This is a genomic window from Paludisphaera borealis (assembly GCF_001956985.1).
Lineage (GTDB): Bacteria > Planctomycetota > Planctomycetia > Isosphaerales > Isosphaeraceae > Paludisphaera > Paludisphaera borealis.
This window is the reverse complement of record NZ_CP019082.1, coordinates 4,029,697-4,043,733: the sequence shown is the minus strand read 5'-3', so window position 1 is coordinate 4,043,733 and position 14,037 is coordinate 4,029,697. Positions and strand designations below refer to the sequence as shown.

General features: G+C 68.6%; 11 protein-coding genes. 8 read left to right on the top strand and 3 right to left on the bottom strand.

Translation table 11 applies throughout. The features are described from left to right. Positions 1-7: 7 nt before the first annotated feature. From murQ to selA, 4 genes are read left to right on the top strand one after another with little or no spacing between them, the layout of a single operon-like run. Positions 8-937: an N-acetylmuramic acid 6-phosphate etherase gene (gene murQ, locus BSF38_RS15780; protein WP_076347162.1), complete on the top strand. Its 930-nt coding sequence runs from the start codon at positions 8-10 to the stop codon at positions 935-937. Further along, positions 934-1,884, top strand: coding sequence for an N-acetylglucosamine kinase (locus BSF38_RS15775; RefSeq protein WP_076347160.1), 951 nt, complete (start codon positions 934-936; stop codon positions 1,882-1,884). Before murQ ends, BSF38_RS15775 begins: the two co-directional genes overlap by 4 nt. A gap of 15 nt (positions 1,885-1,899) precedes the next feature. Further along, positions 1,900-3,834, top strand: a complete 1,935-nt coding sequence (gene selB, locus BSF38_RS15770) for a selenocysteine-specific translation elongation factor (protein WP_076347158.1) — start codon at positions 1,900-1,902, stop codon at positions 3,832-3,834. A 26-nt stretch (positions 3,835-3,860) separates the two neighbouring features. After that, positions 3,861-5,204, top strand: coding sequence for an L-seryl-tRNA(Sec) selenium transferase (gene selA / locus BSF38_RS15765; protein ID WP_210405606.1), 1,344 nt, complete (start codon positions 3,861-3,863; stop codon positions 5,202-5,204). Between the two features lie 5 nt (positions 5,205-5,209). Here the strand turns inward: selA and BSF38_RS15760 are convergent, their stop codons facing one another. Further along, positions 5,210-5,590 carry a hypothetical protein gene (locus tag BSF38_RS15760; RefSeq protein ID WP_076347154.1) on the bottom strand — a complete coding sequence of 127 codons (381 nt, stop codon included), beginning with the start codon at positions 5,588-5,590 and terminating at the stop codon, positions 5,210-5,212. 1,124 nt (positions 5,591-6,714) lie between these two features. On the opposite strand from BSF38_RS15760, the gene BSF38_RS15755 reads away from it, so the two are divergent. Beyond that, positions 6,715-7,239: a hypothetical protein gene (locus BSF38_RS15755; RefSeq protein WP_076347152.1), complete on the top strand. Its 525-nt coding sequence runs from the start codon at positions 6,715-6,717 to the stop codon at positions 7,237-7,239. A 68-nt stretch (positions 7,240-7,307) separates the two neighbouring features. Here BSF38_RS15755 and BSF38_RS32675 read toward each other — a convergent pair whose 3' ends face one another. Further along, positions 7,308-7,487 (bottom strand): isocitrate lyase/phosphoenolpyruvate mutase family protein, encoded by a 180-nt coding sequence (locus BSF38_RS32675; protein ID WP_420819241.1) that lies wholly within the window; start codon positions 7,485-7,487, stop codon positions 7,308-7,310. 388 nt (positions 7,488-7,875) lie between these two features. Here BSF38_RS32675 and BSF38_RS15745 point away from each other — a divergent pair, with 388 nt between their 5' ends. Continuing rightward, positions 7,876-8,373 (top strand): hypothetical protein, encoded by a 498-nt coding sequence (locus tag BSF38_RS15745; RefSeq protein ID WP_076347148.1) that lies wholly within the window; start codon positions 7,876-7,878, stop codon positions 8,371-8,373. Between the two features lie 580 nt (positions 8,374-8,953). Here BSF38_RS15745 and BSF38_RS15740 read toward each other — a convergent pair. Beyond that, on the bottom strand, positions 8,954-10,264 hold the full coding sequence (locus BSF38_RS15740) for a TROVE domain-containing protein (protein ID WP_076347146.1): 1,311 nt from the start codon (positions 10,262-10,264) through the stop codon (positions 8,954-8,956). 959 nt (positions 10,265-11,223) lie between these two features. Between BSF38_RS15740 and BSF38_RS15730 the strand changes: the two genes are divergently transcribed. Beyond that, the gene (locus BSF38_RS15730) at positions 11,224-12,129 is read left to right on the top strand and encodes a transglutaminase-like domain-containing protein (RefSeq protein ID WP_083712977.1); all 906 of its coding nucleotides are present in this window, start codon (positions 11,224-11,226) and stop codon (positions 12,127-12,129) included. Between the two features lie 48 nt (positions 12,130-12,177). Next, positions 12,178-13,602: an alkaline phosphatase family protein gene (locus tag BSF38_RS15725; RefSeq protein ID WP_076347144.1), complete on the top strand. Its 1,425-nt coding sequence runs from the start codon at positions 12,178-12,180 to the stop codon at positions 13,600-13,602. Positions 13,603-14,037 lie beyond the last annotated feature (435 nt).

Sequence of the window (14,037 nt, the reverse complement as noted above, 5' to 3'; positions counted from 1 at the left end):
CCGAGCCATGGTTCTCGAAGACCACTTGCTGACCGAGGCCCGCAACCCGCGATCGTCGGGGATCGACTCGGCGACCGCCCTGGAGCTGGTCGAGCTGATGAACGCCGAGGACGCGGGCGTGATCGAGGCGGTGCGGGCCGAGACCCACGCGATCGCCAAGGCCGTCGAGTGGACCGCCGAGCGGTTCCGCCGCGGCGGCCGGCTGATCTACGTGGGCGCGGGGACCTCGGGCCGGCTCGGCGTGCTCGACGCATCGGAATGCCCCCCCACGTTCAGCACCCCCCCCGAGATGGTCGTCGGCCTGATCGCCGGCGGCCCCCGGGCGCTGACCCGATCGATCGAGAACGCCGAGGACGATCCCGACCAGGGCGCCGCCGACCTCGCCGCGCTCGACGTCGGCGACCGCGACCTGGTGGTCGGCGTCGCGACCTCCGGCCGCACGCCGTACGTGCTCGGGGCGGTCCGCGAGGCCCGGCTTCGAGGCGCGGCGACCGTCGGCCTGGCCTGCAACCGGCCGAGCCTGCTGGGCGTCGAGGTCGACCTCGAAATCGCCCCGCTCGTCGGTCCCGAGGTGATCGCCGGATCGACTCGCCTGAAGGCCGGAACCGCCACGAAAATGGTTCTGAATATGATCACGACGGGGGCCATGGTCCTGATCGGCAAGACGCTGGGGAACCGGATGATCGACTTCACGCCGGTCAACGAGAAGCTGCGGATACGGGCGCGGCGGATGCTCCGCGAGCTGGCCGGGATCGACGACGACCAGGCCGTCGAGCTGCTTTCGGCCTGCGGCGGCCGGCTCAAGGTCGCGCTGGTCGCGGCCCTCGCGGGGGTCGAGGCCGAAGCGGCCGACGCCCTCTTGGCGGTCCACGGAGGCCGGGTCCGACAGGCGGTCGACGCGCACAAGAACCAGGGGAAAGGAGTCGGTCGTCCATGACGATTGAAGAGACGCTCTTTCTGGGGGTCGACGGCGGCGGGACCTCGACGACCGCCCTGCTCGGCCTGGCCGACGGCCGGGTGATCGGCCGGGGCGAATCGGGGCCGTCGAACGCCAAGGCCGTGGGGACCGAGGCGGCCAAGGCCGCGCTCGAGCAGGCGATCGCCGGGGCGTTCGTCGAGGCCGGCGAGTGGCCGCGGTCGGTCGCCGTGGCTTGCCTGGGCCTGGCCGGCTTCGACCGTCCCGAGGACCGTCGGCTGCTCGGCGAGTGGTCCGAGGCCGGGCAATGGGCCGACCGCCTGGTGCTGGTCAACGACGGCGACCTCGTGGTGGCGGCCGGCACGCCCGAGGGCTGGGGCGTCGGCGTGATCGCCGGCACCGGCTCGATCGCCGTGGGCCGCGCGGCCGACGGCCGCAAGTCCCGCGCGGGGGGCTGGGGGCACGTCTTCGGCGACGAGGGGAGCGCCTACGTGCTGGCCGTCGCCGCCCTCCGGCTGGTCGCCCGCCGGGCCGACGGACGCGAGAACGCGCCCTTGTGTCCTGATCCGTTGACCCGATCGCTGTGCGACGCCCTGGGCGTTTCCGGCCCCGTCGGCCTGGTCTCGGCGGTCTACGCGCCGGGCTGCGACCGCACCCGGATCGCCGCGCTCGCGCCGGCGATTCTCGCCGCGGCGGCCGAGGATTCGACGCTCGACGACCTGCTCGTCCGCCCCGCCGGCCGCGAGCTGGCCGAGTCCGCCGCCGCCGCCGCCCGGTCGCTTGGCTGGACCGGCGGCGATCTGCCGCTGGGCCTCTCCGGAGGTTTCCTGCTGTCGTCGCCGGTCGTCGCCGAGGCCCTCTTGGGCGGCCTTCGCGAACGCGGCTACAACCCCCTGCCGACCCGCGTCAACGAGCCCGCCGAGGGCGCCCTGATCCTCGCCCGCCGCGACCACGACGGCGGGAAATGACCCAGGGGGGCGGCGATGGCGGGCGACGAGCGCGACCTGGTCCTCGGCACGGCCGGCCACATCGACCACGGCAAGACCGCCCTCGTCCGCGCCCTGACCGGCGTCGACGCCGACCGTCTGCCCGAGGAGAAGGCCCGGGGGATCACCATCGACCTCGGCTTCGCGGCGCTCGACCTGGGGCCCCACCGCCTGGCCCTGGTCGACGTCCCCGGCCACGAGCGGTTCATCCGCAACATGCTCGCGGGCGCTTCGGGCCTCGACCTGGCGCTGCTGGTCGCCGCCGCCGACGACTCGGTGATGCCGCAGACGCGTGAACACCTGGAGATCCTTTCGCTGCTCGACCTGTCCGGGGGCGTCGTCGTGCTGACCAAGTGCGACCTCGCCGACCCATCGTGGCTGGCCCTGGTCGAGGACGAGGTCCGCGAGCTGGTTCGCGGCACGTTCCTCGAATCGGCCGAGGTCGTCCGGACCTCGGCGACGTCCGGCCTGGGGATCGACGAGCTGAAGGCCGCCCTGGCGCGGCTCTGCGCGACGGCCCCCGACCGCCGCGACCCCGGCCTGTTCCGGATGGCCGTCGACCGGTCGTTCACGTTGGCGGGGCATGGCGCGGTGGCGACGGGCACGGTGGCCTCGGGCTCGGCGGCCGTGGGGGACGAGCTGGTCTGGCACCCCGAGGGCCGGGCCGTCCGGGTCCGCGGCCTGCACCGGCACGGCCGGGCGGTCGAGCACGTCGGCCGGGGCTCGCGGGCGGCGGTCAACCTGGCGGGGGTCCATCATGAGGAGGTCTCTCGGGGTCAGGAATTGGCCGCTCCGGGGTACCTCCAGGCGACCCGGGTGCTGTCGGTCGAGGTTCGCGAATCGGGCCTGGCGCCCCGGCCGCTGCGGCACCGGGGGCGGTATCGGGTCCACCTGGGGACGGCCGAGGTCGCGGCGACCCTGGCCCTGCTGGAGGATCGCCCGGCGGACGGCTCGCCCCGGCTGGCCCAGCTCGTGCTGGCCGAGCCGGTGGTCGCGGTCTACGGCCAGCCGTTCGTGGTCCGCGAGGAGAGCCCGCCGGCGACCCTCGGCGGCGGCCGGGTGCTCCAGCCCGTGGCCCGCCGCATCCGCCGCCGCGACCTCGCGACGGTCGCCCGGCTGGGCCGGCTGCGGTCGCCCGACCCGGTCGAGCGGATGCGGGTCGCGCTGGCGTTCCAGGGGCTCGAACCGGCGACCGACCGGGCCCTTTGCGCCCGGACCGGCGTGGCCGTTGGGGAGGTCGGGCCGATCCTCGATCGGCTGGCGGCGGCGGGCGAGCTGGTGGAGGTCCCCGTCGGCCCGAGGCGATCGATCCGCATCCCGGCCGAGCTGGCCGCCGACCTGGAGGACCGCGTGCTCCGGGCCCTGAAGCGGCTGCACGAGGCCCGGCCCAGGCAGTCGGCGATCCCCCGCGCCCGGATCGCGGCCGAGCTGCCCGACCTGCCGGGCGAGGCCCTCGCGGCCGGCCTGGTCGACCGCCTCAAGGCTCGCGGAGCCGTCGTCGCCGACGCCCGCGCGGCGGCCCTCGCGGGCTTCGAGCCCCGGCTCAGCCAGGGGGAACGTCGGCTGAAATCGGAATTGGCTGATGCGATCCGCGACGGCGGCGCGAGCCCTCCCGACGCGGCCGAGCTTGCGGCGATGGGGGGCACCCGGGCGGCCGTCGTCCCCGAGCTGCTGGCCCTGCTCCGCGACGAGCAGCGGGTGGTCGAGGTCGGTCCGGGGCTGTACCTCGACGCCGACGTCGAGGCCGACCTGCGGCGGAAGGTCGCCGACCGCCTGGCCGACGGCTCCGCCCTCGCCATGGGCGACCTCCGCGACCTCGTCGGCACGACCCGGAAGTACGCCGTCCCCCTGGGCGAGCACCTCGACCGCATCGGCCTGACCGTCCGCGAGGGCGACGTCCGCCGACTCAAGAATTCGGGCATATGCAAATGAATGATGCGTTATGTGATGAATCCAGATTGATAAAAGGTCCGCGATCTCTTCCCCCCGTCAACGCCGTGCTGGACGCCGTGCGGGCGGCCCTGGCCGAGGCTCGCGCGGCCTTGCTGGAGGGCCGGGGCGCCGCGACCGACCCTGACGCCCTGGCCCGCCGCGCCCTCGTTCTCATCGACCGTCGCGAGTCTGACCCCGGCCGGCTCCGGCCGGTGCTCAACGCCACTGGAATCGTCCTCCACACTGGGCTGGGTCGGGCGCCGTGGGCCGAGGAGGCCGTCGAGCGGGCGTCGGCCGTCGCCCGGGGGTTCTGCAACCTGGAGTTCGAGCTGGAGGAAGGCGAGCGCGGGAGGAGGACGTCGGGCGTCGTCCCCTTGATCCGCGAGCTGACCGGGGCCGAGGCGGCGACGGTGGTCAACAACAACGCGGCGGCCACCGTGCTGGCCCTTCGCGCCCTGGCCGCCGGCCGCGAGGTCGTCGTCTCGCGTGGCGAGCTGATCGAGATCGGCGGCGGGTTCCGGCTGCCGGAAGTTTTCGAGGTCTCCGGCGCCCGGCTCCGCGAGGTCGGCACGACCAACAAGACCCGGCTCGACGACTACCGCCGGGCCCTCGGCCCCAACACCGCCGCGCTCTTGCGCGTTCATCCCAGCAACTACCGGATCGTCGGCTTCACCGAGCAGGCCCCCCTGCCCGACCTGGCCCGCCTGGCCCACGACCACGGCCTCTGGATGATCGACGACATCGGCTCGGGCACCCTCGCCCCCGGGCTGCCCTCGGGCGTCGACGGCGAGCCGACCGCCGCCGAGGGGATCGCCGCCGGGGCCGACGTCGTCCTGTTCTCCGGCGACAAGCTGCTGGGAGGTCCCCAGTGCGGCGTCCTGGCCGGGGCCGCGCCGGCGATCCGGCGGATCGAGGCCGATCCGATGATGCGGGCTTTGCGGGTCGACAAGACGACCCTCGCCGCCCTCGAAGCCACGCTCCAGCTCGTCCGAGACGGTCGAGGGCCCGACCGCCTCCCCGTCTGGCGGATGATCGCCGCCCCGCTGGAGGAGCTGGCCGCCCGGGCCGAAGGGCTGGCCCGGGCGTTCCGCGACCTCGGCCTGAACGCCTCGGTGGTCGCCGCCGAATCCCAGATCGGCGGCGGCAGCGCCCCGGTCCGGCCGATCCCCACCCGGGCCGTCCGGGTCGACCCGCCGTTCCCGCCCCCCCACGAAACCGAACGCGCCTGGGCCCGCGCCCTCCGCCTCGGCGGTCCCCCCGTCGTCGCCCGCATCCAGGCCGGGGCCGTCCTCTTCGACCCCCGCACCCTCGCCGTCACCGACGAACCCCCTCTCATCGAGGCCGTCCGGATAATCGGCAAAATCGATTGATCTGATCAAATGTCCATGTCGTCGAGCATGGCTTCGAGGCCGTCGAGCCGGGGGGCTTCGGGGTTGAGGGTCACGGCCTTCTCGATCCGGGGGGCGTGGCGGGTGGCCTCCTTGAGGAGGACGGCGCCCTGGGGCCGGGTGAGGATCTTGGCCCGGAGCATGGCGAGGGCATGGACGATCTGCACGATCCCCTCGTACTCGTCCTTCTCCTCGGGCGTCATCTCGTCCTGAAAGTTCTTCACGGCCAGCTCGTCGAGCCGGGCCTGGACGTCGGCCGGCGGCTGGTGCTCGGCGATCATCCGGGCCATCTCGGGCGTGAACCGGGACACGACCGATTCCAGGAGCCGGTCCAACGTGCGGGAACTGGAAGCGGGTTCTTGCGACATGGGATCATCCTTAAAACCGTTGCGAGCCGCGCCCCCGGACGAGGGCGAAGCATGATCCACTCCATTGGGCCCCTCGGCCCCCTCGCCCGGAATCGTAAATCGTCCCGCCGATTGAGGACAGGCGAACTCCCCCAGGAGGCCCGGCCGATTTGGGTTCGTTCGCGCCGAATTTCGGCCCGTCAGGACGCCGTGAGGGAGCCTCGTGCGAGCTTCAAGCCCCCCGCCCGCGGGCTCCGGAAATTGGCTTCGTTCGTCGCCGGGGAATCTCCCGTTCTGGCGTCTTAAAGGATAATGGAATAAGGGGGTTGCGTCGATCCGGGAAATTGGCTTCGCTCTCGCTGAAACCATGGGGCTTCGAGCCCGTTCCGGGGCCGATCGTCGTCCCCCGTCGGCCTGAACCGCCAGCACGGCCGATTGGCTTTGTTCGCGCCGATTCTTCGATCGTCGTCAGCGTTCCGGGGCCGATGCCCTGTTCCTCAGGCGTCTGAATCGCCGGCCGGGGTGATTGGCTTCGTTCGCGCCGAAAATCGACCCGCTGGGATGGAGTGAGCTTCGATGGCGATGCCTGCCCTCCCCTCAGCGTCTCTCGCCCGCGCCGCCGGAAATTGGGTTCGTTCGTCGCCGGAGGGCGACGCCTCGGGACGGCTTAAAAGCGGATGGATCAAGGATGTTGCGTCGTTTTGGGGCGTTGGCTTCGTTCGCGCCGAATAACGAGATTTCCGGAGCCGCTTCGGCCCCTCGCTCGTCCCTTCCCCTCGCTGCCGCCGGCCTGGGCGATTGGGTTCGTTCGCGCCGATTTCTTGGGTCTTCGAAGCCTGACGACTTCGTGGTGAGACCTCGTCCGATCGCCGGATTGAGAAAGAGTCGAGCGGAGTCGAGAAGGCCCCTACCCTAATGTACGACGGGATAGGGAGATCGAAGAAAGACCGGCGGATTGTCGCCGGGCCGCCAGCCGCGGCGTGCCTCGCCCCCGACCGATGCCGAAGCTAGACCGGGGGGAGACGCCGCCCGATTTGCCCAGGATTGCTTATGTCCATGAATGCCTGGGAGCTTGACGTGAGCCCTCCGCCCAGGTAGGGTCCGGGGTGACGCCGACTACGACCTCGATTTGGACGACGTACTAGATGTTCCTCCTGAGTGAAGGAAGCGTGTTCGATTTCGATCTTAATCTCTTGTCGGAGCTTCTAGAGGTCATCGACCGCCAGCTTGAGGTTGTGCTGAGCGGCTGTGACGATTTTGAGGAGGCCGACCAGCTCGGTTACTTCGACCGCGTTGAGCATGCGGTTGGCCTCGGCTTCGTAGCTTCCCAGGCGTACCTGACCTCGACCTACGGATCCTTGGGGATCAAGAAGACGGCGGCATTGTCCGTGGGACCGCGTCATCGAGAAGGGCAAACCATCGTCGCGATCATTAACCACGCCGCGAACTTCTGGAAGCACCGCGACGAGTGGATCTTGGACAACGGAGTGGAGCGACAGAAAACAGTACGCAATTTGTTTGAGGCCATTGGGTGTCCGGTGGACCAAGGCTACCCTCTGAGTTGCATGCTCACTAAGCTAGCCGATCCTAGCCCCGCCTCGTTCCGACCTTTGGTTTCACTGTTGGCGCAGTGGAGAGATAAATTGCGGGAGAGTGGCCCACCGCTCTAATCTAAGTCGCCGTTCAGATGGTTGCCGGAGGTCTCGCCGGCCAATCCGTTGAAGAAGCCGATCTTGATCTATTCGGCGGCCGCCAGCATGGCGGGCCAGGCGATGCGCGCCAGGGTGCCGCCGATGCTGATCCGCCGCACGCCGAGTTCCGCGAGTTCGGCCCCGCCAAGCTTGGGGTCGATCGCGAGGACGTTGAGCGGCGGGTCGCACGGGTTCGGTCCGTCCTGACCCCGTGGTGAAAGCCGCAGTCAGCGCCCACGGGTTCGAGTCCGAACCCGTACCACCCGCCGACGTGTAGCGGCAGGGGGCGACGGTGCGCATCCTCCCCGCCCAAAGCTCAGAAAGCCCACCAGGCGGCTGTCCGCGACCAACGTCCAGGTGTCGGGTTGGTTCGAGGGAATCCACCACGGAGGACTCGGAGTACACGGAGGGCGAACGATTCAATCGATCACGGATGCAATACCGTCTCACGAACGGGCGATGTTGAAGCTCAGAAGTAAGCCCCCCCCCCGCATTTCCTCCGAGTCCTCCGTGGTGAATCGTCCCGATATCCAACGTCTTGTGACAGAGTTGGAAGCGATTCTTTGGACGGCCCCATAGGATGGAGCCGCTGTCGGACCCAGAGGAGACGAGGCCATGCTCGACTACCCGGATTTCGCCTTCCTGGACAATCGCGGCAAAGGACCCGCGCCCGTGCTGGCCTGGGCCTGCGTTTACGTCGCCAACCTACCCTACCCGCTCTTTTGCGGGGTGATACTGACCACCGACAGCGGCAGGATGGGAATGGTGCTCGGCATCCTCGCCGTGTTTTTGACCGGGTATCGGTCATGCTTCGTCTACCGCGAGGCGATACTCACGGTGGCGTATGGCGGGTGGATCGTCGCCGCTTTCCAGTTCGTTCCCTTCCTCCAGGTCATGGCTGGTTTGATAGGCGTCGCTGTGGCTGAGGCGACGGGTCAGGCGGCCAGCGGTGACCTCGGCCCAATCAACACCGTTCTCGGCGGATTCCTGGCGACCCTCGTCACCGGCGGCATCCTGATCGCCCTCGCCGCTGTGCTGGGGCTGATGACGCGGGGTTTGACCCGTATGCTGAACCCGGCGGACCATGGGATCGCCGCGAAGAAAGCTCTTTGAGCGGCGGGTGGCGCGGGGGCGGTCCGTCCGAACCCGTGGTGCAAGCCGCAGTCAGCGCCCACGGGTTCGAGTCCGAACCCGTGCCACCCGCCCGACTGCGGGACGATCGAGGAGTGAAATACAAGCCCGAAGCGCCAGCGAGTGAATTCCCTCGGCCGGGGGCCGAGTCAGCGAACGCAAGACAATGCACTCGCTGGCGCTTCGGGCTGCCCTGAAAACAGCCCGTGGGACGATCGGGGAGCGAAATGAAAGCCCGAAGCCCCAGCGAGTGAATTTCCGGTTGGCCAGCGGGGAATTCACTCGCTGGCGCTTCGGGCTTCCATTCGTAGGCCGCCCGCATGACTTCTCGTCAGCTCATTTTCATGAGGCCGGGTGTCCCGACGGCGTCATGATGGTTTGATCTGAAAATGGCCTCGCGAAAACCTGCCCCGATACAAGCTCGAAGCGCCAGCGAGTGGATGCTTCCAACGGCCGATCGGAAACTCACTCGCTGGCGCTTCGAGCTTGTATTCGGCGGGTGGCACGGGTTCGGTCCGACACCGCGCCCCCGACCGTCTCGGCACGCGGGCGAGCCTTGATTTCACGAAGCGCGCGGGGCGTCGTTCGCTTCGTATTTGGCGATGTAGTCGAGCACCTTGTCCGACCATCCGTCGATGTGCAGCCAGGAGCCGTAACCCACGCCGTTCTTGTTGCTGGCGACGTTGATCAGATAGCCCTTGAGCTGAGGCACGGGGTCGTGGCTCTGCTCGTCGGTGATCACGATCAGTCGGTCGCGTTTGGGCAAGGACGTCACCGCCTTTCCCAGCTCCGTCCCGCCGTGAGGCTGGGAGCCGACGATGGCGTCGCGCAGGGCGAAACCGCGTCGGCCCGGGACTTCGATCAAGCTGTTGGAGAACGTGAACACGCGCAGGTCCTCGAACATCTGCCGCCCGATCATCGCCAGCGAGCAGGCCGCGTCCATCCGCTTCATCTCCGACCTGGCGGAGAGCGCGACGTCCATCGACCCCGACACGTCGACGAGGATGATCGTCTGGCCCTTCAGCTTCTCGCGGCCGGCGAAGCACTCGAAGAACTTGGCCTCCAGGTCCGACTCGAAGGCCGGGTTGTGCCGGGCCGCGGCGATGAAGTTGATCGGCAGCAGCCTGCCGGTCTTCAAGGCGCGGAGGCCCTGGCGGATCGACTCGGTTTCGACGCCGGCCTTCGTCATGTTGCGGAGGTTGCGGAGCAAGGCCAGGCCGCCGAGCCTGTTCTCGGCCAGCAGCCGCGTCCACGACTCCTTCTTGTCGCCCCCCTTCGACAGTTCGACTTCCCAGGTGTCCGGCGTCGCCAGCTCGCCCTTGACCAGCCGCTTCCAGAGCGCCGCCTGCTCGTCGCCGTGGGGCTTGGGGCGGGTGATCCGGATGGCGTCGCGCAGCTTGACGGCCTTCTGGCCGCCGTTGTACTTCGCAAGCTGGTACTCGTCGAACTTGCGTAACGACTCGCCGACGTGGCGCTTGACCTGCTTGGCCAGCGGCTCGTCCGGCTTGCCCTTCCAGTAGATCGACAGGAACTCGGTGACGTCGTCCGGTCGCAGGACGACCTTGGGGAACAGGTCCTTCGCCAGGGCGCGCCCTTCCTTCGTCCGCATCAGCTCGCGGGCGAGCAAGAGCGGGACGTGCCGCAGCTTCATGTCCTCCTTGGCCTGGATCGCCACGCGGGCGACGTCCTCGGCCGGGACCTGCTTCACCAGGCCGGCGATGCGCTCGCCGATGGTCTGGCCGTCCTCATAGAACTCGTCCTCCCAGAGCAGGCAGGACATGACCGAGCGTTCGAGCTGGGCCAGCGGGTCGATGCGAGCGGCCGGAGCCCCTTCGTGCGTGAAGATCTTCTGGATTCGGTTCAACGTGGCCATGGCGACCCCTGTCACTCAAAGCGGGCGGGGTAGAGGCGAACAAGGATGAGCTTCTGAACCCTGCGGCCCAGGTGGGATTTGAACCCACACCTCCGGCGAACCGGCGCTCTTGCCATAAGTATCCCTGTCCTGCACCACCGCCCTGTTGCGGAAAATCGTGCGGGGAAGAGGCGATAAAGGAACGTACGCGCTCTAACCAACTGAGCTACCGGCAGGTCGATCTGCCGGGCGGGACTCGAACCCGCGACCTCGCGATTGGAAGTCGAAGTAACCCTTACCTACACCACCGCACGATGGTTCAAGCGGAGGGGGGAAGATCGATAAAGGTGTTTTCTGTTGTTCTACCGTTGAACTACACCAGCCGAAGCTGGCGACCGGATTCGAACCGATGCTGACAGATTCTAAGGAACCCTTACCTGCACCACCCTCCGTATTCCAAGAGCCGGGAAGCGCCTCGAAGGTTCGCCGCAATCCGAAACAACCCCCGACGACGCCCGGATTCCCGGCGCGGAATGGCACGCGGCGCGAGGCCGTGGGGGCTTTTCGCATGGCGTCGCGACCAAGTCTGGTAGGGGCGCCCCTTGTGGGCGCCCGGTTCGTTTCACACCGACCGTTTCCGCTCGGCGCGGGCGCCCACAAGGGGCGCCCCTACCGGCAAACCACGGACCGGAATTTTCAGGGCAATCGTTCATGCCGCCGAGGCGGCGCTCATCCTGATGAGAATGGGGGCATGGCAGGTTCGCGAATCCGTCGGGTTTGTTCCGATCCACTCTTCATCAGGATAAGCGATCGGACGCGATCGTACTACGGTCGTCTGATGTTCACATTGCCGATCGGGTTGGAGCGTCCGCCGGGAAGACGTGATGATTCGGTCTCCCGGCGGCCGATCCTAAGGGGTAGGGCGTCTCTCCGCTCTTTGCGTCCGCGGAAAAGAGATCATGTTCGGGGAGGGGTCTTCCATGCTGCTGGCCGTGCGCGCCGTCGCCACTTACGAATTGACGGCCGAGACGTTCATGATTTTGATGATCGAGCCGCCGCTTGAGGGGGCCGGCCATCGGGTCAAGGACGAGCGGCTCGCCACCAGTCCAACGCCGTTCTGCGAGCTGCGTCGGGACGTCTACGGCAATCCCCAGCGCCACCTGACCGCGCCCTCGGGGTGGTTCTCGTACGAGTTCAACGCGACCATCGAGGTCGCTCCGAACGCCCCCCTGCCCTCCGACGCCTTCGAGCACCCGCCCCAAGAGCTGCCCGCCGAGGCGATGAACTTCGCCCTGCCTTCCCGGTACTGCCAGTCGGACCTCCTCACCCGGATGGCCTACGACGAGTTCGGCCGGTTCGGGACGGGGGGCGAGAAGGTGCTGGCCGTCGCCGATTGGGTCCGTCGGCACGTCGAGTATCGCTACGGCACGACCGACGCCATGACCTCGGCCTTCGACACCGCCACCGAGCGCGTCGGCGTCTGCCGCGATTTCGCCCACCTGGTGATCGCCTTCTGCCGGGCGCTCAACATCCCGGCCCGCTACGTCTCGGGCTACGCCCTGGGGCTCGATCCGCCCGACTTCCACGGCTTCGTCCAGGTTTATCTGGGCGGGACCTGGCACAACGTCGACGCGACGTTCGAAGGCATCCGCCCGGCGCTGATCCCGATCGCCATGGGCCGCGACGCCGCCGACGTGGCGATGACGACCTCGTGGGTCCCCAACACGCTCACCGAGCAGTCCGTCGAGGTTCGGGAAGTCGCGGGTTGGCGGGGGAAGCGGGTGGTTGCGGGCGGCTGTTCGAGGGCGCAGTATGGCACTCAAGCCCAGGGAGAACGGGTGGTCCTGGACGACGTCGACCCGGGAACGACCCATCCATCATGGTGAAGAGAGGCCCCCATGAATCAGGACGCGGACGTCCTCAGCGCGCTTAGAATGAACCGTCGCCGTCTGCTGCGATCCGCCGCGGCGATGGCCGCCGCGACGTCGTTGATGCCGCCGAACGTGCAGCGCGCCCTGGCGCGGACTCCCCCCGCCCAGGGGTCGTGGAGCGACGTCAAGCACGTGGTTCTGCTGATGCAGGAGAACCGCTCGTTCGATCACTACTTCGGGACGATGGCGGGGGTTCGCGGCTTCGGCGACCCGTCGGCCCTGACCTTGTCGGACGGCCGGTCGGTTTTCCACCAGCCCGACCCCGAGAACCCCAGCGGCCGCCTGCTGCCGTTCCATCTCGACACCCGCGCCACCAGCGCGCAGAAGATCCCGTCGACCAGCCACGCCTGGGCGGTTCAGCACGCCTCGTGGAACGGCGGCAAGATGGACAACTGGCTGCCGGCCCACCGCAAGGCCGAGGGCGCCGTCGCCCCCTACGTGATGGGCTACCACACGCGGGCCGACATCCCGTTCCACTTCGCCCTGGCCGAGGCGTTCACGATCTGCGACGACTACTATTGCTCGGTCATGGGCCCGACGTGGCCCAACCGGATGTACTGGATGACCGGCACGATCGACCCCGACGGCGAGGCGGGCGGGCCGTTGACCGACAACCACGCGGCCCCCGGCGGCTTTCGCTGGACCACCTACGCCGAGCGGCTCCAGAAGGCCGGCGTGAGCTGGAAGGTCTACCAGCAGACCGACAACTACGGCTGCAACGTGCTCGAGCACTTCAAGGCGTTCAAGGAGGCGCCCAAGGATTCCGAGCTGTACAAACGCGGGATGGTGCGCGAGCCCGAGGGGAAGTTCGAGCACGACGCGATCAACGACAAGCTGCCGGCGGTGTCGTGGATCATCCCGACGAGCCGCCAGTCCGAGCACCCCGACTTCACCCCGGCGGCCGGAGCGGCGTTCATCGCCGGCAAGCTGAACGCGATCGCGGCCAACCCCGAGGTCTGGGCGAAGACGGCGTTCATCCTCAACTACGACGAGAACGACGGCCTCTTCGACCACGTCGCGCCGCCGGTCCCGCCCCCCGGCACGCCGCGGGAGTTCGTGGACGGCCTGCCGATCGGCGGCGGGTTCCGCGTCCCTTGCATCGTGATTTCGCCGTGGACCGCCGGCGGCTGGGTGTGCAGCCAGCCGTTCGACCACACGTCGGTGCTCCAGTTCCTGGAGAAGTTCACCGGCGTCGCCGAGCCCAACATCAGCGACTGGCGCCGCCGGACCTTCGGCGACCTGACCGCCGCCTTCCGGTTCGGCTCCGAGCGGGCGACCCCCCCGCAATTCCCCGACACCGTCCACACCCTCACCCGCGCCCTCTACGAAGGCGACCACCTGCCCAAGCCCCAACTCCCCGGCGCCGACCAGGAACCCCCGACCCAAGAACCCGGCGACCGCAAGCAGACTCCTCCCAGACGCCGTTGACCGAGACGGGCGGCTGTGGCATTGGGCATTCCGCCACAGCCGCCCCGCCGTGGCCTGCGCCGAGGTGATCGGTTAGAATGTCTCGGGCTACGCCCTGGGGCCCGAACCGCCCGATTTCCATGGGTGCGTCCGAGGATTATGTGGGTTCAATAGATCCTTTGTGCGTACAAAGGAGGCGGAGGCGAAAGGTGATGGCGGGCAAATTTCTCCGACGTGGCGCGATCATCGACACGATCAAGAGCGAACAACGCACGAACGCCGTCCAAAAGCGGGAGGGGCTGACCCAGCACCCCGTAACCATCACATCGTGTGGCTGCCCAGACCCAAATTGCGGGTGCTGGCACACAATCAGAACCGATCGAACTATCCCAACTCCCGAGCAGGCTGTCGAGCGGCTCGCGAAGGATAAGAAGGCCCGTAATACAGTCAATGCCC